We start from the raw sequence: 15,952 nt of genomic DNA, 5'->3' as shown, positions 1-15,952 counted from the left end.
GCGATCTTGCGTCCGGCGACGCGGCCGACCAGCATGGGGACCATGTCGGACACCGTCGTGGTCGGCCTCGACGTCGGGGGTACGTCGACCCGCGCGGCAGCGCTCAGCCTCGACGGCGCCCGCCTGGGCGAAGGCCGGGCCGGCGGCGGCAACCCGACCAGTCACGGCGCCGACCGGGCCGCCGCCGAGCTGCTCGCCGCCCTGCGCGCGGCGCTCGCCGGCATCGACCCGACCCGGGTACGCGCCGGCGTCATCGGCCTCGCCGGGGCCGGCCGCCTCCTGGCCGACCCGAACGGCCGCGACGCGTTCGACAGCGCCTGGGCCGAGGCGGGACTGCGCTGCCCGTACGCGGTGCACGGCGACGCGCTGGTCGCCTACGCCTCCGGCACCGCCGCCCCGGACGGCACGGTGCTCATCGCCGGCACCGGCGCGATCGCCGCCCAGGTACGCGACCTGCGGCTGGACCGTGTCGCCGACGGCCACGGCTGGCTGCTCGGCGACGCCGGCTCGGGGTTCTGGCTCGGCCGCGAGGCGGTCCGCCGGCTGCTGACCGGCCTGGACCGCGCACAAGCCCCCGGCGACCTGGGCCGACGGGTGCTGTCGGAACTGACCGGCGCGACCGCTGTGGACGACCGACCGCGCGCGACGGTCGACGCCGTGGTGCAGGCGGTGACCCGGCGACCGCCGGTGGAACTGGCCCGACTCGCGCCGCTCGTGGTGTCGTCGGCCCGCGACGGGGAGCCCACGGCGGTCGCGCTGATCGCCGAGGCCGCCGCGGCGCTGGCGCAGAGCGTGTCCCGGATCCGCCCGCCGGGAGCGGCCGACCCGGTGGTGCTCGGCGGCGGGCTGCTCACCGGCGACACCCCGCTGGCCGGCGCGGTACGCGCGGAACTGGCCGAACGCTGGCCGGACGCGCCGCTGCTCAGCGCCGGGGACGGGGCCGCCGCCGCGGCCTGGCTCGCCGCCCGGGACCTGCCCGAGGTGACCGACCCGGCGGCGCTGCACGCCCGCCTCGTGCCCCCACCCGCCTGACCCGCGCTGCGGCGGGTCAGGGCAGCGCGGCCAGCGCGGCGGCGAGGCGCGCCCAGACGTGGGTACGCCAGCCGCCGTCGAGCAGCGTGAAGGTACGCCGCTGAAGCGGATCGTCCGGATCGAACCCGGCGTGCTCCAGGAACAGCCGGGTGCCCCGCCCCTCGGGCACAAGCGTCCAGGTGACCACCGTGTCGAGCGTGCCGCCGCGCCAGGCCCACCGCATCCGGCGCGGCTCGTCCAGTTCCAGCACCTCGCAGTGGACCGTCCCGTCGAACCGCTGGCCGGGTCGCGCGTCGGTCCGGAACGTGAACCGGTGCCCGCGTACGGACCGGAAGTCGTTCGGCATGAGCCAGCGTCCGATCAGATCGGAATCGGTCAGCGCGCGCCACACCTTGGCGGGCGGGTGCGGCAGGAACTGGTCCACCGCGATGCGGGTCGGCTCACTCATCCGGCATCGCGTCCAGCACGTCGCCCAGGCCGGCCAGCCGCTGCCGCCAGAACCGCTCGTACGGGGTGAGCCAGTCGGCCACCTCCCGCAGCGGCTCGGGGCGCAGCGCGTAGACCCGCTGCCGGCCGACGGGCCGCTCGGTCACCAGCCCGGCGTCCTTGAGCACCCGCAGGTGCTCCGACAGGCTGGGACGCCGCATCTCGAAGCGGTCGGCGAGCCGCTGCACCGGCTGCTCCCCCTCGTCGCGGAGCAGCCGCAGCACCTCCCGCCGGGTCGGGTTGGCCAGCGCCGCGAACACGTCCGGCTCAGACACGGGTCTCCTGCAGGACGAGCCCGTTGCCGTCCGGGTCGGCGAAGGTGACATAGCGCCCCCAGGGCACGACCTGGACGCTGTCCTCGGCGAACGCCACCCCCCGCTCGCGCAGCCGGGCCACGTCCGCGTCGAGGTCGTCGCTCTCCAGCACCAGCCCGCGCAGCGAGCCGGCCGGCATGCTGTCGAACCAGGTGACGAGCGTCAGCGTGGTCACCGCGCCCCGGGGCGCCACCTGGACCCAGCGGCCGTCCGGCATCGGGTTGTCCCGGACCAGGTCGAAGCCGAGGACGTCGACGTAGAAGTCGCGGGCCCGGTCCTGGTCGCCGACGGGGACGGAGACGATCTGCGCGTGAGTGACGGACATGCCCGCCAGCATAGGTAGGAAATTTCCTACCGGTCAAGCGGAACGAAGGCCGGCCGGGATCTGCCGACCGGCCTCCGTCACCCGCTCAGGCGTTCGGACCGCCCGGCTGCCCCGGCTGCCAGCCCTGCGGCGGCGCGCCGTACTGCGCCGGCTGACCCTGCGGCGCGCCGTACGGCGCGGGCTGACCCTGCGGCGCGGCGCCGTACGGCGCGGGCTGGCCCGGGGCGGGCGGGAACCCGGGACCGGGCTGACCGTGCCCCGCCGCCGGGTACATCCCCGGCTGCTGCGGCGCGCCCGCGAACTGCTGTGCCGCCGCCTGCTCGCGTGCCTCCTTGCGCGCCTTCACCGCGCGCACGATCAGCAGGATCGGCAGGACGAAGACGTAGAAGAAGATCCGGTAGCTGTCGCCGTCGAAGAGGAACAGCAGGTAGAAGCCGTACCCGAAGAAGGCCAGGCCGACGACTACGTTGAGGATGCGGGAGCCGGTCCCCTGTTCCTTGACGGCCACGCCTACCGCGACCATCGCGATGCCGCCGAGCAGCAGCAACAGCGTGTAGATGAGGAAGAACATGAGATTCCTGTCGATAGATGAGCGTGCCGGCCCACCCTAGGTCAGTTTGATCTTCCCCACTGCCCCGTTGCCTGTGGCAACCACCTCACTTGAGCTGCCCCGCGGTCAGTCCGGACTGGACCTGACGCTGGAACGCCACGTACACCACGAGCACCGGCAGCACCGCGATGGTCAGGCCGGCGAACAACTGGGCGTAGTCACCGGCGTAGCCCTGGCTGACCGCGAGCGAACTCAGGCCCTGGGCCAGCATCCGGTCCTGCCCGTCGCCGGGGATGAGCACCTGGGGCAGCAGGAACTGGTTCCAGTGGCTCAGGAAGTTGAAGATCCCGACACTGATCAGTCCCGGTCGCGCCATCGGCAGCATCACCCGGAAGAACAGCCGGAAGTGCCCGCACCCGTCGATCAGCGCGGCCTCCGCCACCGAGGTCGGCAGCGTCCGGAAGAACGCGGTCAGGAAGAACACCGTGAACGGCAGCGAGTACGCGGTGTAGACCAGGATCAGGCCGGGCCAGGTGCCGAGCAGGCCGACGCTGCGGACCACGAAGAACAGCGGCACCAGGGCCAGGAACACCGGGAACATCATGCCGCCGACGAACAGGTAGTAGACCACCTGCCGGCCGCGGAACTCGTAGCGCGCGAAGACGTACGCGGCGGTGGCGCCGAGCAGCATGGTCAGACTCAGCGAGCCGGACACCACCACCAGGCTGTTGAAGAAGAACCGGCCGATGTGCGCGGTGCTCCAGGCCCGCGCCCAGTTGTCGAAGCGCAGCGCCTCGGGCAGCCCCCACGGCTCGGCGATGATCTCGCCGTTGCTCTTCAGCGAGCTGAGCACCATCCAGGCCAGCGGCAGCACCGTCATGGCCGCCCAGAGCATGAGGAAGCCGTGCGAGAAGACGTTCGCCACACCCAGCTCACGCCGGGGCGGACGGTCGGCCGGGGTCGCCGCGCGGGTCGCCTCGGCGGCCGGGGCGCCGGTGTCCACGGTGGTCACGAGTACTCGATCCGATCGCGCCGGGCGGTGCGCAGCGCCAGCACCGCCACCGAGAGGGTCAGGAAGAACATCGCCACACCGATCGCCGAGGCGTACCCGAACTTGTTCTCGCTGCCGAACGACGTGTCGTACATCCGCAGCCCGATCACGTCGGAGGAGAAGTTCGGCCCGCCGTTGGTCATGAGCTGGACCAGGATGAAGCCGTCCAGCGCCGCGATGGCCAGGTAGATCCAGGCGACCTGGATGGTGTCCCAGAGCAGCGGAATGGTGATCTTCCGCAGCATCGTGGTGCGGGACGCGCCGTCGAGCAGCACCGCCTCGTAGATGTCACGCGGGATGGCCTGCATGGCGGCGCCGAAGAGCACCACGTAGAAGCCGACGTTGCTCCACACCATCACCGCCAGCACGCACCAGAACGCGAAGCGCGGGTCGCCGAGCCAGGCCGGGGTGGCCAGCCCGACGGCGCGCAGGGCGCCGTTGAGCAGGCCACTCGTCGGACTGTAGATCTCCTTCCAGAGCAGCGCGATGATCACCACGGAGAGCACCTGCGGGAAGAAGTAGACGAGCCGGTAGACCGAGGTGCCCCGCACCCCGGTCACCCCGGCCCGGCCCCGGCGGCCGCCCATGGTGAGCATGCTGGCGAAGAACAGGCCCAGCCCGATCGTCACCACCGGCACCACGGCGAGCAGGATCGCGTTGTTCTTCAGGGCGTTCCACACGTACCCGTCGTTCAGCAGCGTGCGGAAGTTCGCCATGCCGACCGGGTCGGCCTGCGCGGAGTAGCCCATCCAGTCGGTGGTGGAGATCTGAAAAGCCTGGAGGTACGGCGAGAGCACGAAGATGCCGTACAGCGCCAGCGGGGGCAGCAGGAACGTGAGGATCAGGGGGAGGCGGCCCTGTCGCATCACGCCGACCGCTTGTACTTCTTGACCGAGCTGTCTCCGGCGATCGAGTCGGCGCCCTTCTGGCACTGGTCGAGGAACTCGGCCGGGCCGATCCGGCCGCTGAAGAACTCGCCGCAGGCCGCGTCGACGAGGTTGCGCTCCAGCTTGCGATAGTAGTTGTTGTAGACCCAGTTGAAGCCGTTGGACCCGGACGCGTCGAGCGCCTTGACCACGGTGCTGAGCCCGTACGGCAGGTCGACGCCCTCGGTGGCGCCGGCGACCACGGGCAGGCTGGCGACCTTCTTGGTGAAGTCCTGCGCGCCCTTGCGGGACAGCATGGTCCGGAAGTACTCCAGGCCACCGGCTACGTTCTTCGCCTTCGCCGGCACCATGAACGGCTCGCCCGCGGTGCCGCGGATCGCCTCGTACGGCAGCTTGTCGCCGCTGCCCAGGCTCGGCGTGGGCGCGACTGTCATGTTGAAGCCGGGCGGGGTGACGTCCTTCTGCTCGCTCTCCAGCCAGGAGCCGCAGGAGATGAACGCGGCCTTGCCCTGGCACCAGGCGGTCTGCGACTGCTTGTGGTCCAGGCCCGGGGAGCCGGCGAGGATGAACTTGTCCTTGACGATCTGGTGCCAGGCGTCGGCGGCGGTCTTCATCGCGTCCGACTTCCAGGCGTTCGGCTCCAGGTTGTCGATCGCCAGCGCGACGGACGGGCCGCCGAGCTTGATCGCGGTGGAGATCAGCGGCCAGCTCATGTAGCGGGGGTGCACACCGGCGTACGTCCAGGGGGCGATGCCGGCGGCCTTGATCCGGCGGCAGAGCGCGATGTGGTCGTCCCAGGTCTTGGCGTCCTCCCAGCCACGGTCGGCGAACAGCTTGGTGGAGTGCCAGATGCCGTACACCGTGTAGGTGTAGTTGAGGACCAGGAACCGGCCGTCGTAGGAGCCGACCTCCACGGTGCCGGGCAGCAGCGTGTCCTTGACCGTCTTGCCGGGCGTGTCGAGGCTGGGGGCGGCGAGCAGCTCGCCCAGGTCGGCGAGCGCGTTCTGGGAGACCAGGCCGTTGAAGTCGATCTGGCCGGCGCCGGAGTTGTTCACCACGTCGGGCGGGCTGCCGTCGACGAAGCGGGGCTGGAGCGTCTTGCTGATCTCCGCGGTGGCCGAGTGCTTGATCTCCGCCTTCGGGTACCGCTCCTTGTACATGGCCTCGTGGGCCTTGGCGTAGTCCTCCCCGAAGCCGCCGTTGAAGATCACCACCTCCAGCGGGGCGTCCTCGGCCACGCCGAGCGGGTTCTGCTCGCTCTTCGTGCCCTTGTACGCGCCGCCGTCGCCCTCGTCGCCGCCACCGGAGGTGGCGCAGCCGGCGAGCAGGCCGGCGGCAGGGGTGGCCAGCAGGCCGGCGGCGGCGCTGCGCCGAAGGATCTCACGCCTGTTCATCGCATCTCCTCGGTTCGGGTACGCCCGGTGAACGATCTGTCGCTTGTCTTCACATAAGGCATTTCCACTGAAGAATTTCTACGACAGTGCGACGGGGACCACAACCCCTCTCGACCGATCCGTTATCCGTACCGGTCGCGGCGCGCTGGCCTAGCCTGACTTCATGCGCCGCCTGCGGCAGCTCGCGCAACGCACGCCGCCGGGGCGGGAGCGCTACATCGACCTGCTCCGGGCGCTGGCCATCACCATGGTCGTGCTCGGCCACTGGGGCGTCACGGTGATCGGGTACGACAACGGCCGCCCCGCCGGCCACTCCGCGCTGGCGGACCTGCGCTGGGCCTGGCCGCTGACCTGGGTGGCCCAGGTGATGCCGGTGTTCTTCCTGGTCGGCGGCTACGCCAACGCCGCCTCGCTCACCTCACGCCGCCGCCGGGGCGGCTCGGCGACGGGCTGGCTGGTCGACCGCAGCGCCCGGCTGATCCGCCCCACCACCGTGTTGCTGCTGGTCCTGGCGGCGGGAGCGGGGATCGCCACGCTGCGCGGCGCCGACGCGGCGCAGGTGCGCGAGGTGATCTGGTTCGCCACCATCCCGCTGTGGTTCCTGGTCGCCTACGTCGCGGTGGTGGCGCTGACCCCGCCGATGTACGCGCTGCACCGCCGGTTCGGGCTCGCCGTGCCGGTGGTGCTCGTGGCCCTGGTCGCGCTCGGCGACCTCGGCCGGCTCCTCGGCCCGGCCGTGCTCGCCGACGGCAACTACCTGCTGGGCTGGCTGGCCGTGCACCAGGCCGGGTTCGCCTGGTACGACGCCGCCCGGCCGGACACCCGCGCCGGACACGCCGCGCCGCGTGGCCTGTTCCGCCGCGGACTGCCGCTGTCCGGCCGGGCCGGCGCGGTCCTGCTCGGCGGCGGCCTGGTCGCGCTGGTGCTGCTCACGGTGGCCGGACCGTACCCGGTGGCGATGCTCCACGTCCCCGGCGAGCGGCTGGACAACGCGGCGCCGCCGAGCCTGGCGCTGATGGCCGCCGCGGCCGCCCAGCTCGGCCTGATCCTGCTGCTGCGACGCCCGGCCGGGCGCTGGCTGCGCCGATCCGGCCCCTGGCAGGCGGTGCTCGCGGTCAACGCCGTGGTGCTCACCCTGTTCCTCTGGCACCTGACCGCCGCGGTGCTGCTGGTCGGCCTGCTGGACGCGCTCGGCGTGCTGCCCACTCCCCCGGTCGGCTCGGCGGCCTGGTGGGCGTGGCGCGTACCGTGGCTGCTCGCGCTGGCCGCGGTGCTGGCCGTGCTGGTCGCCGTCTTCGGTCCGGTCGAGGCCCGGACCCGCCGCCCGGCCGCGACCGGCCCGGCCGGCGTCGGGAGGCGGCGGCTGCGCGCCGGGCTGGCCCTCGCCGGGTACGCGGGCGTGCTCGTCGGCCTGCTGCTGAACAGCCTCACGCCCAAAGAGGGACCGGAGCCGCTGGGCCTGCCCGCCCCGGCGCTGGTGGCGTACCTGGCCGGGGCGGGTCTGCTGCGGCTGCTCAGGTCCGGACGGGACCGGCCGGGCTGATGGTCACGCCTCGATCGAGGCGCGGATCGCGTCGACCAGGATCGCCAGGCCCTCCCGGGCCTCGTCCTCGGTGAGCGTCAGCGGCGGGCCCATCCGGATCACGTTGCCGTACAGGCCGCCCTTGCCCACCAGCAGGCCGCCGGCCCGGCACGCCTCGAACACGCGGGTGGTCAGCGCCGCGTCCGGCTCGACGGTGCCCGGGTGGACGAACTCGACGGCGAGCATCAGGCCCTTGCCGCGTACCTCGGCGACCCGGTCCAGCCCGGCGGTGGCCGCGCGCAGGCCGTCGCCGAGGATCGCGCCGACCCGGGCGGCGTTGCCCTGGAGGTCGTGGTCGAGCAGGTAGTCGAGCACCGCGTTGCCGGCCGCGGTGGAGACCGGGTTGCCGCCGAACGTGGAGAAGCTGATCGCCGGCACCGACTCCAGCACCTCGGCCCGGCCGACCACCCCGGCGAGCGCGAAGCCGTTGCCGATGCCCTTGGCGAAGGTGAGCAGGTCCGGGGTCACGCCGTGCGCCTGGTAGCCCCAGAAGTGCTCGCCGGTACGGCCCCACCCGGTCTGCACCTCGTCGCTGATCAGCAGGATGCCGTGCTCGTCGAGCACCTTCTTCCAGGCGGCGAAGAGCCCGTCCGGGCCGTGCACGAAGCCGCCGACGCCCTGGACCGGCTCGGCGATCAGGCAGGCCACGTCGCCGGCGGTCTGGGTGGCGAGCACCTCGCGCAGGTCCTCGACCGCCGCGTCGACCCGGTCGGCGGCGTCGAGCCGGGCCAGCAGCCCGCGCAGCCGCTCCCCGGAGTGCAGCCAGGCCACCTGCAAGGGGTTCAGCGCGCTGGCCGACCAGCCGCGGTTGCCGGTGACGCCCATCGTCGCGTACGACCGGCCGTGGTAGCTGTTGCGCACCGCGAGGATCTGGTGCGAGCGCCGGTGGTTCGTGGCGACCAGCAGCGCGGCCTCGTTCGCCTCGGTGCCGGAGTTGGTGAAGAACACGCGGGCGTCCGGGATGCCGGAGAGCCGGGCGATCTTCTCGGCCAGCTCGACCTGCCGGCGGATCAGGTAGAGCGTGGAGGTGTGCACGAGCCCGGTCCGCAGCTGCCGCTCGACCGCCTCCCGGATCTCCGGGATGTCGTGGCCGACCATCGTGGTCAGCACGCCGCCGAAGAAGTCCAGATAGGTCCGGCCGGCCGCGTCGGTGACCCGGCGGCCGGACCCGGCGACGAGTTCCAGCGGTTCGGCGTAGTAGAGCGGCATCCAGGACGGGAGCACGGCGCGGTGCCGGGCCAGCAGGTCGTCGGAGGTCATCGGCGCACCCTTCAGCGGAGGTGGATCCCCGCACGTTCCCACCACGACCGGGGCCGGGACAACCGGCACTTCGCGGGCCGGCCCGGCGGTAGCATCCGGCGGGTGCGGACGGATCAGGTGACGTTGCCGGGCGGCGTGGCGGGGACGACGCGGGCGGACCTCCTGGCCGGGATCCGGTCCTGGGTGGAGTCCGCCCCGGTGCGGGATCTGGTGGCGCACTTCGGCGGCGACTGGCCCGACGGCGACCTCGCGGCGGTGCTGGCCGGCCTGGACGTGTTCTCCGCCCGCCGCTGGGACTTCCGGCAGGGACGGGAACGCCCGGACGCCCGGGAGCCGGCGTTCGACCCGGCCACCGCCGGGCTGGTGCTGCGCGCGGCCGCCACGCTGGGCCTGGTCCGCGCCGTCGCGCCGGCCCGATCCGGGTACGCGCACCTGCTGGTGCTCGGCGGGCTGGCGCACGCCTGCCTGCGGCGCACCGCGTACGCGGCGATGCTGGCCCGGACGGCGGCCGGGGTGACCGGCGAGGTGGCGGTGCTGGGCAGTTTCCGGCCGCTCTCGGCGGCCGAGTGCCGCACGCTCGACGCGGCCGGGGTGTCCGGCTGCGCCACCGAGGTCGACGTCCTCGACGCCGGGGTGCGGCTGGCGTTCGGGGTGGCCGAGCCGGACGACGAACGCGGCGAGCCCGCCGGTCATCCGCACCGGTCCTGGTCCTCGCGCACCTACCGGCCGGCCGGGCTGCCCCCGGTACGGGTGCTCGCCGCGCCGTCGAGCGAGCCGGACCGGCGTCGCGCGCACACCGCCGACACGCAACGGTTCTGGGCCGAGCACGTGCGGCTGCGCGCGGGCGACGAGGTGCTGATGGTGACCGCACCGATCTACGTGCCGTTCCAGCACTGCGACGCGCTGCGGACGCTCGCCGTGCCGTACGGGTGCGGCATCGAGACGGTCGGCGTGGACCCGGCCGCCCGGGCCGCTGTCGACGTGCCGGAGCCGACCCTGACGCCGGGCCGCTACCTGCAGGAGATCCGGTCGGCGCTGCGGTCGATGCGCGCGCTGCACGCCACGTTGACGGCCGGCTGAACCGGCGTGCGGGCCGGCGCCCGGCGTACCGCCGCGCACCGGCCCGGGAGCGGGTGTCAGTTGACGTAGACCGCCGGGCTGCCGGTCTTGCTGGTGTCCTTCACCGGCGAGTACGAGGCGGTGAAGTACGCGGTGCCGAAGCACAGCGACGGGCCGGAGAACTTGGTCAGGGTCTGGTTGGTGAAGGTGATCGAGTTGGTGCCGTTGGACGCCGTACCGGTCAGCGTGTTCGTGCTGGTGCGGTAGACGCAGGTGATCGCGCCGAGCAGCGAGTTGAGCACGACGGTGCTCTGGATCGGCGCGGCCGCCGTGCCGGCGATGGTGACCACGCCGGCGCTGGTCACCGACGTGGTGTACGGCAGGTTGTTCACGGTGATGCTCTGCACGCCGGTGGTGCCGAAGACGTTCGTGGTGCAGCTGGAGAACGACTGCGCGGTCAGGCTCTCGGTCGCGGTGCCGGGGGCGGTCGGGTTGGTCAGCACCTTGGCGCTGAAGCTGGACGCGGCGCACTTGATGCCGGTGGTGCCGCTGGACGAGGAGTAGAACGTGGCGTTCGTGCCGCTGCGCAGGCTGGCCTGGATGACGTCGCCCACCGACACGGCGGTGCCGGCGACGGTCGGGTAGGTCAGCACGTTGCTGGCCAGCGAGGTGGTGGGTGCGGCGGTGGCGGGGGCGGCGCCGACCAGACCGGTCAGCAGCGCCAGGGCGGCGAGACCCGCGCCGATGCGTCCGTACCTGGGCATGGTTGTTCCTTCCGGCGGTGGGACAGGAAACGGTGCCGGCGGCGTCCGGGGTGGACGGAGCCGGTGGGTGCGGCGGCCGGGCCGCCGATGGTGGTGGTGCGCCGTTGCGGCCTCAGCGGGCCGGGCGGCGTGGCGCAGTGCGGCGACGCCGCGTCACCTCGGTCTTTCCGGCCTTGGGGGGACGGGTGCGCGCGGCGATAATGGCAGCCATCCGGCCCTCCTTCGACACGTACGGGGTGACCGACGAGGAGAGATCACCAGCGGTGACGGGGCGTGAACTGAGCGTGTCGAAAGTTATAAACCCCGGAGGGTCGTAAAGTCAACGCATCGAGAGAGGTCGACAGGTGACCATCCCGAGCCCGCCGTCACCGGCACCCGCACCCCTGCCGGGCGCCCGCCACGGCCGCGACCCGGACCGCGCCATCAAGCGCGGCCCGCGCCGGGTGCCGGCCGAGGAGGTGGCGGCGACCCAGCGCGACCGCCTCTTCGACGGGCTGGTCCGGGAGGTCGCCGCCCGGGGGTACGACAACGCCCGGGTCAGCGACATCTGCCACGCGGCCGGAGTCACCCGGCCCGCGTTCTACGCGCTGTTCAACGGCAAGCAGGACGCGTTCCTGGCCGCGTACCGGCACGGCATCGCCGTGGTGTCGCACCTGATGGAGGACGCCTACCGCGACGCCGGCCCGGCCTGGCCGGACGCGGCACGCGCGGCTCTGCGCACGCTGCTCGACGTGCTGGCGAGCGTGCCCGCGTTCGCCCGGATGGCACTCGTCGAGGTGGACGCGGCCGGCCCGGACGCGCGCCGGGAACGCGACGCGCTGCTGCGCAGCTTCCGCCGGTTCTTCGCCGGCACCGGTCCGGAGCCGGCGGAGGTCGATCGCGACGCGCTGGTGTCCACTGTGGTCGGCGGCATCCACGCCACCATCCGTGAGCGGGTGGCGCAGGGGCGGGCCGACGAGCTGCCGGCGCTGCTGCCGGTGCTCACGTACGCGGCCACCGCGCCGTTCCTCGGTCCCGAGGGCGCCCGGCGCGCCGCCCGGGCCGCCCGACCGGACGACGGACCGGCCGCCACGGCGCCGTGCGCGCCGCCCGCTCATCCCTGACCGATCAGAAACCGCAGCGGTTTTTCACTTTGGCCGCTTTTGGCAAATGCCGTCCAATGATCTGCTACAGGCAGTTGACCGGCCCTTTACTCAGCGGTAACTTCGGCCTGCGCCCACCCGGTGCGGACGCCCCGCGAATCCAATTCACATCGTCGCGGATGAATTGATCTCGAAAGGGAGCCAGCATGTCGGAGCAGATCGATCAACCGAGAAGCGGCGTACGCTGGCGCCGGTTCGCCGTCACGCTCGGCACCGTGACCGTCGGCGCGGCCGGCATGGTGATGCTCACCGCGCAGGGTGTCCTCGGCGCGCAGTTCGCCATCTCGGGCATGCCGTTCACCGTCACCGCCGACAAACTGGAGGGGACCGGGTTCGAGCAGTTCGCCACGCTCGACCAGATGATCCCGGACAGCCCCAACCAGGGCGACACCGGCGGGCAGGTGCTCGTGATCGTCTCGGCCATCGACAAGGCCGAACTGACGAACCTCTGCCAGAGCATCAACCTCGGCGGAACCAACCTGCGGATCACCGCCGGCAATTCCGGCAAGCCGGTGACCGCCCGCACGCTCGTGGTCGACGGCGACGAGATCGCCGGCAACGCCTCCTTCAAGAACATCGACGTCGGGCAGGACGCCAGCACCGTCGACAAGGTCCCCGGGGTCAAGGGCAACCCGGGCGTGTTCGCCCAGCAGGCCGACACGGTGACCATCACCAACCTGCGGCAGAACAACTACGCCACCACCGCCGCGATCTTCACGCTGCCCAACCTGCGCATGGGCTTCAGCTCCGACGGGTGCTGACATGAGCCCGGGACAGCACACGGCCGCCGGCGTCCGCGCACGCTGGCGGCGCTGGCGGCGCGCGCGACCGTTCACCGCCGGGCTGCTCATCGCGCTCGGCGGCGCGGAGATGCTGGTGACGCTGCGCGCGCCGCTCGGCGTCCTGCTGCACGTCGGGCCGCAGGGCCTGGCCGCGTACCTGGTCCCGGCGATCCTGGTGATCTGCGGCGTGCTGCTGATCACCACCCCGCAGCAACGGGTCTTCTACGCGGTGCTCTCCCTGGTGCTCGGGCTGGCCTCCTGGCTGACCTCGAACCTGGGCGGGTTCCTGGTCGGCATGCTGCTGGCGCTGGTGGGCGGGGCGCTCGCGTTCGCCTGGACCCCGGTCAAGCAGCGGCCGGCCCGCGCCGAGGCGACACCCGCCGCCGGCACGGCGGTCGCCGCCACCGCGCCCGGGCCGCGTGAACCGGTGGACAGCTCGGCGCCCACCGAGTCGCTCGACGCGCTCCTGTCGGCCGAACCGGGGCCGTCGCGGGACGCCCGGGCGGAACGCGGCTGACTCAGCGGGCGGTGTCCGCCACCGCCTGCGCGAACACCTCGGAGCGGTGCTCGAAGTTGCGGAACCGGCCGTAGCTCGGCGCGGCCGGGGACAGCAGCACCACCCCGCCGGCCGGGGTGAGCTTGCGGGACAGCCCGACGGCGGCGACCAGGTCGTCGGCCAGCTCGGTACGCACCGACGGCAGCCCGGACAGCGCCTCCACGATGCGGGGGCCGCTGTCCGGCACGCCGATCACGGTGATCTCCCGGTCGGCCAGGTGCGCGCGCAGCGGGCTGTAGTCCAGCCCCCGGTCGGCGCCGCCGACGATCACCGTCAACGGCCGCCCCTCGTACGCGTCGATCGCGTGCATGGCCGCGTACGGGCTGGTGGCGAGCGTGTCGTCGACGAACGTCAGCCCGGACGGGTCGGCGATCTCGGTGAGCCGGTGCGCCAGGCCCTGGAACTCGGCGACCGCGACGGCGAGGCTGTCCTTGCGCGCCACCACGTCGACGCCGAGCGCGTCCAGCACGGCGAGCGCGACGCAGAGGTTGCCCTCGTTGTGCCGCCCGACCAGCGGCAGCACCGCGCGCGGGAACAGCGGCGTGTCCCGCAGGTGGAACCACTGCGTGCCGTCCGGGCCGGAGGACACGTGCGTGGTGTCCGGTGAGCCGGCCCGGATCGCGGCCCGGTCGCCCAGCTCCGCGGCCAGGCGCGGGTCGGCGCCGTTGACCACCACGGCGTGCGGGCCGTGCGCGACCAGGTTCAGCTTGTCCCGGTAGTACTCCCGCTCGCCGCCGTGGGCGTCCAGGTGCTCGGGGAACAGCGCTGTCACCACCGCCACCCGGGGCGAGTCGGTCAGGTCGGCGCACTGGTAGCTGGACAGCTCCAGCACGTACAGCTCCGCCTCCGGCAGGTCCAGCAGCGGCACCCCGATGTTGCCGCCGAACACGTTCGGCCGGTCCATCGCGGTGAGCAGGTGGCTGATCAGGCTGGACGTGGTGCTCTTGCCCTTGCTGCCGGTCACCCCGACGGTCCGGTCCGCGTGGTCGGCCATCCACAGCGCGCTGCCCTGCGTGACGGGCACGGACCGGCGGCGCAGCTCCACCATCCACGGGTGCGTGTTCGGCACGCCCGGCGAGCGGACCACCACGTCTGCGGCGGCCAGCCGGTCGAAGCCCGCCTCGCCGGTCACCAGCGGCGCCGCGTCGGCCAGCGGACCTTCCCAGGGCAGCGTGAGGAAGTTGGCGCTGTCGTCGACGACGACCAGGCCGGCCGGCCCGTGCGCGGCGATCGCGGTCACCGCGGCCCGGCCCTCGCGGCCGGCGCCCCAGACGGCGACATGACGTCCGCGCAGATCAGACAGGCGCACGGGCTCTCCTCGGACTCGGTCGGTGCACGGCGGTGGGGGTCGGCCCAGCCGGACACGGGCGGACGAACCAGGGCCTAGTATGGCGTGTGCCCAACGAGCAGCTGCGGCGGATGGACGCCTTCACCTTCCCGTCCTACTCGATCGACTTCGCCACCGGCGAGGTCCTGTTCGACTACGCCCTGACCGGTCCCGACGGCGAGCGGCGATTCACCGAGGTGATCACGCTCCCGCTGCCGGCCGAGCCGGTCTCCGACACTACGGCGGCCACCCTGGCGCGGGTGCTGGAGCTGCTGCACGTGGTCGCCGGCGTCAGCTACTACAAGGCCGCCGCGCCACCCCGGCTGGTGCTGCCCGCGCCGCTGGGCGCCGCCGCCGTCGAGCTGGTCACCGCCGTCTACACCAAGGGCCTCGCCGAGTACGCGTACCGCAACGAGCTGCCGCACGTGCTGGAGCTGCGTCCCGAGGTGCCCGCCGGGACGGTGGATCCGGCGCCGGCGCTGGACAACTCCGACCGGCGGCCGCTGTCGGCGGTGGGCGGCGGCAAGGACTCCATCGTCACGCTGGAGGCGCTGCGCCGCGCCGGCCTCGACCCGGTGCCCTTCTCGGTCAACCCGAACCACGTGATCGTGGCGGTGAACGAGGCGTCGGACCTGGTGCCGCTGGCCGCCCGGCGGCGGCTGGACCCGGTGCTGTTCGAGCTGAACGCGGCCGGCGCGCGCAACGGGCACATCCCGGTCACCGCGATCAACTCGCTGATCGCCGTGGCCACCGCCGTCCTGCACGGGCTCGGCCCGGTGGTGATGTCGAACGAGCGCTCGGCGTCCGACCCGAACCTGATCTGGAACGGCCACGAGATCAACCACCAGTGGTCCAAGGGCGTCGAGGCGGAAGGGCTGCTGCGCGCGGCGCTGGCCGAGCACGCCGGGCTCACCGAGCCGTACTTCTCGCTGCTGCGTTCCCTGTCCGAGCTGCACATCGCCCGGCTGTTCGCCGAGATCGACCGGTACGACGCGGTGGTGACCAGCTGCAACGCCGCGTTCAAGCTGCGCGACGCGAGCGAGCGCTGGTGCCGGGACTGCCCGAAGTGCCGCTTCGTGTTCCTCGCCATGGCCCCGTTCATGCCCCGGGAGCGGCTGACCGGCATCTTCGGCGGCGACCTGCTGGCCGACGAGTCCCAGGTGCCCGGCTACCGGGAGCTGCTCGGCGTCGACGGGCACAAGCCGTTCGAGTGCGTCGGCGAGGTGGAGGAGTCGGTGGTCGCGCTGAGCCTGCTCGCCCAGCAGGACCAGTGGCGCGACGCCCCGGTGGTACGCGCCCTGGTCGCGGCCCTGCCCGACACCGCCTGGCAGGCGGCCGCCACTTCCGACGTGTTCACCCCCGCCGGCCCGAACTTCGTCCCGCCCCCCTACGCCAAAACCCTGACCGCCCTAACCTGACCCACCCCCCGCCCCCCCGCCCG

Annotated in this window: 17 protein-coding genes; 7 read left to right on the top strand and 10 right to left on the bottom strand. The window is 72.9% G+C overall.

Features of this window, described 5'->3' with window-relative positions:
• Nucleotides 1-42 precede the first annotated feature (42 nt).
• Entirely contained in the window at nucleotides 43-1,032 is a 990-nt protein-coding gene (locus tag O7542_RS05585) for a BadF/BadG/BcrA/BcrD ATPase family protein (RefSeq protein ID WP_281605791.1), read from the top strand.
• A gap of 16 nt (nucleotides 1,033-1,048) precedes the next feature.
• Here the strand turns inward: O7542_RS05585 and O7542_RS05580 are convergent, their stop codons facing one another.
• From O7542_RS05580 to ngcE, 7 genes are all read right to left on the bottom strand, one after another.
• Nucleotides 1,049-1,480 carry an SRPBCC domain-containing protein gene (locus O7542_RS05580; protein ID WP_281605790.1) on the bottom strand — a complete coding sequence of 144 codons (432 nt, stop codon included), beginning with the start codon at nucleotides 1,478-1,480 and terminating at the stop codon, nucleotides 1,049-1,051.
• Complete coding sequence (locus tag O7542_RS05575; RefSeq protein WP_030500330.1) at nucleotides 1,473-1,793, bottom strand: metalloregulator ArsR/SmtB family transcription factor; 321 nt, start codon at nucleotides 1,791-1,793, stop codon at nucleotides 1,473-1,475. Before O7542_RS05575 ends, O7542_RS05580 begins: the two co-directional genes overlap by 8 nt.
• Nucleotides 1,786-2,157 carry a VOC family protein gene (locus O7542_RS05570; protein WP_043331143.1) on the bottom strand — a complete coding sequence of 124 codons (372 nt, stop codon included), beginning with the start codon at nucleotides 2,155-2,157 and terminating at the stop codon, nucleotides 1,786-1,788. Before O7542_RS05570 ends, O7542_RS05575 begins: the two co-directional genes overlap by 8 nt.
• Before the next feature lie 85 nt (nucleotides 2,158-2,242).
• Nucleotides 2,243-2,728, bottom strand: coding sequence for a hypothetical protein (locus O7542_RS05565; protein ID WP_043329754.1), 486 nt, complete (start codon nucleotides 2,726-2,728; stop codon nucleotides 2,243-2,245).
• 85 nt (nucleotides 2,729-2,813) lie between these two features.
• Nucleotides 2,814-3,602 (bottom strand): carbohydrate ABC transporter permease, encoded by a 789-nt coding sequence (locus tag O7542_RS05560; RefSeq protein ID WP_113972709.1) that lies wholly within the window; start codon nucleotides 3,600-3,602, stop codon nucleotides 2,814-2,816.
• Between the two features lie 113 nt (nucleotides 3,603-3,715).
• Entirely contained in the window at nucleotides 3,716-4,624 is a 909-nt protein-coding gene (locus O7542_RS05555; RefSeq protein WP_030500326.1) for a sugar ABC transporter permease, read from the bottom strand.
• Nucleotides 4,624-6,039 carry an N-acetylglucosamine/diacetylchitobiose ABC transporter substrate-binding protein gene (ngcE, locus tag O7542_RS05550; RefSeq protein WP_043329751.1) on the bottom strand — a complete coding sequence of 472 codons (1,416 nt, stop codon included), beginning with the start codon at nucleotides 6,037-6,039 and terminating at the stop codon, nucleotides 4,624-4,626. Before ngcE ends, O7542_RS05555 begins: the two co-directional genes overlap by 1 nt.
• Before the next feature lie 163 nt (nucleotides 6,040-6,202).
• On the opposite strand from ngcE, the gene O7542_RS05545 reads away from it, so the two are divergent.
• Nucleotides 6,203-7,582, top strand: a complete 1,380-nt coding sequence (locus O7542_RS05545; protein ID WP_281605789.1) for an acyltransferase — start codon at nucleotides 6,203-6,205, stop codon at nucleotides 7,580-7,582.
• Nucleotides 7,583-7,585: 3 nt separating this feature from the next.
• Here O7542_RS05545 and O7542_RS05540 read toward each other — a convergent pair whose 3' ends face one another.
• The gene (locus tag O7542_RS05540) at nucleotides 7,586-8,881 is read right to left on the bottom strand and encodes an aspartate aminotransferase family protein (protein ID WP_043329748.1); all 1,296 of its coding nucleotides are present in this window, start codon (nucleotides 8,879-8,881) and stop codon (nucleotides 7,586-7,588) included.
• 117 nt (nucleotides 8,882-8,998) lie between these two features.
• Between O7542_RS05540 and O7542_RS05535 the strand changes: the two genes are divergently transcribed.
• The gene (locus tag O7542_RS05535) at nucleotides 8,999-9,961 is read left to right on the top strand and encodes a hypothetical protein (protein WP_113972447.1); all 963 of its coding nucleotides are present in this window, start codon (nucleotides 8,999-9,001) and stop codon (nucleotides 9,959-9,961) included.
• A 56-nt stretch (nucleotides 9,962-10,017) separates the two neighbouring features.
• On the opposite strand, the gene O7542_RS05530 is transcribed toward O7542_RS05535, so the two are convergent.
• On the bottom strand, nucleotides 10,018-10,704 hold the full coding sequence (locus tag O7542_RS05530; RefSeq protein WP_030500321.1) for a hypothetical protein: 687 nt from the start codon (nucleotides 10,702-10,704) through the stop codon (nucleotides 10,018-10,020).
• A gap of 344 nt (nucleotides 10,705-11,048) precedes the next feature.
• On the opposite strand from O7542_RS05530, the gene O7542_RS05525 reads away from it, so the two are divergent.
• The 3 genes from O7542_RS05525 to O7542_RS05515 all read left to right on the top strand — a co-directional run bounded on the left by O7542_RS05525 (nucleotide 11,049) and on the right by O7542_RS05515 (nucleotide 13,145).
• Nucleotides 11,049-11,807, top strand: coding sequence for a TetR/AcrR family transcriptional regulator (locus tag O7542_RS05525; protein ID WP_043329745.1), 759 nt, complete (start codon nucleotides 11,049-11,051; stop codon nucleotides 11,805-11,807).
• A gap of 185 nt (nucleotides 11,808-11,992) precedes the next feature.
• The gene (locus O7542_RS05520; RefSeq protein ID WP_030500319.1) at nucleotides 11,993-12,607 is read left to right on the top strand and encodes a DUF6230 family protein; all 615 of its coding nucleotides are present in this window, start codon (nucleotides 11,993-11,995) and stop codon (nucleotides 12,605-12,607) included.
• A 1-nt stretch (nucleotide 12,608) separates the two neighbouring features.
• Nucleotides 12,609-13,145, top strand: a complete 537-nt coding sequence (locus O7542_RS05515; RefSeq protein ID WP_113972448.1) for a DUF6114 domain-containing protein — start codon at nucleotides 12,609-12,611, stop codon at nucleotides 13,143-13,145.
• Between the two features lies 1 nt (nucleotide 13,146).
• On the opposite strand, the gene murD is transcribed toward O7542_RS05515, so the two are convergent.
• Complete coding sequence (gene murD / locus O7542_RS05510) at nucleotides 13,147-14,493, bottom strand: UDP-N-acetylmuramoyl-L-alanine--D-glutamate ligase (protein ID WP_210887547.1); 1,347 nt, start codon at nucleotides 14,491-14,493, stop codon at nucleotides 13,147-13,149.
• 86 nt (nucleotides 14,494-14,579) lie between these two features.
• On the opposite strand from murD, the gene O7542_RS05505 reads away from it, so the two are divergent.
• Nucleotides 14,580-15,929 (top strand): hypothetical protein, encoded by a 1,350-nt coding sequence (locus tag O7542_RS05505; protein ID WP_166457333.1) that lies wholly within the window; start codon nucleotides 14,580-14,582, stop codon nucleotides 15,927-15,929.
• The last annotated feature ends 23 nt before the right edge of the window (nucleotides 15,930-15,952 follow it).

This window comes from Micromonospora sp. WMMC264 (genome assembly GCF_027497275.1).
Taxonomy (GTDB): Bacteria; Actinomycetota; Actinomycetes; order Mycobacteriales; family Micromonosporaceae; genus Micromonospora; species Micromonospora chalcea.
This window is presented reverse-complemented; position numbering and strand designations above follow the sequence as displayed.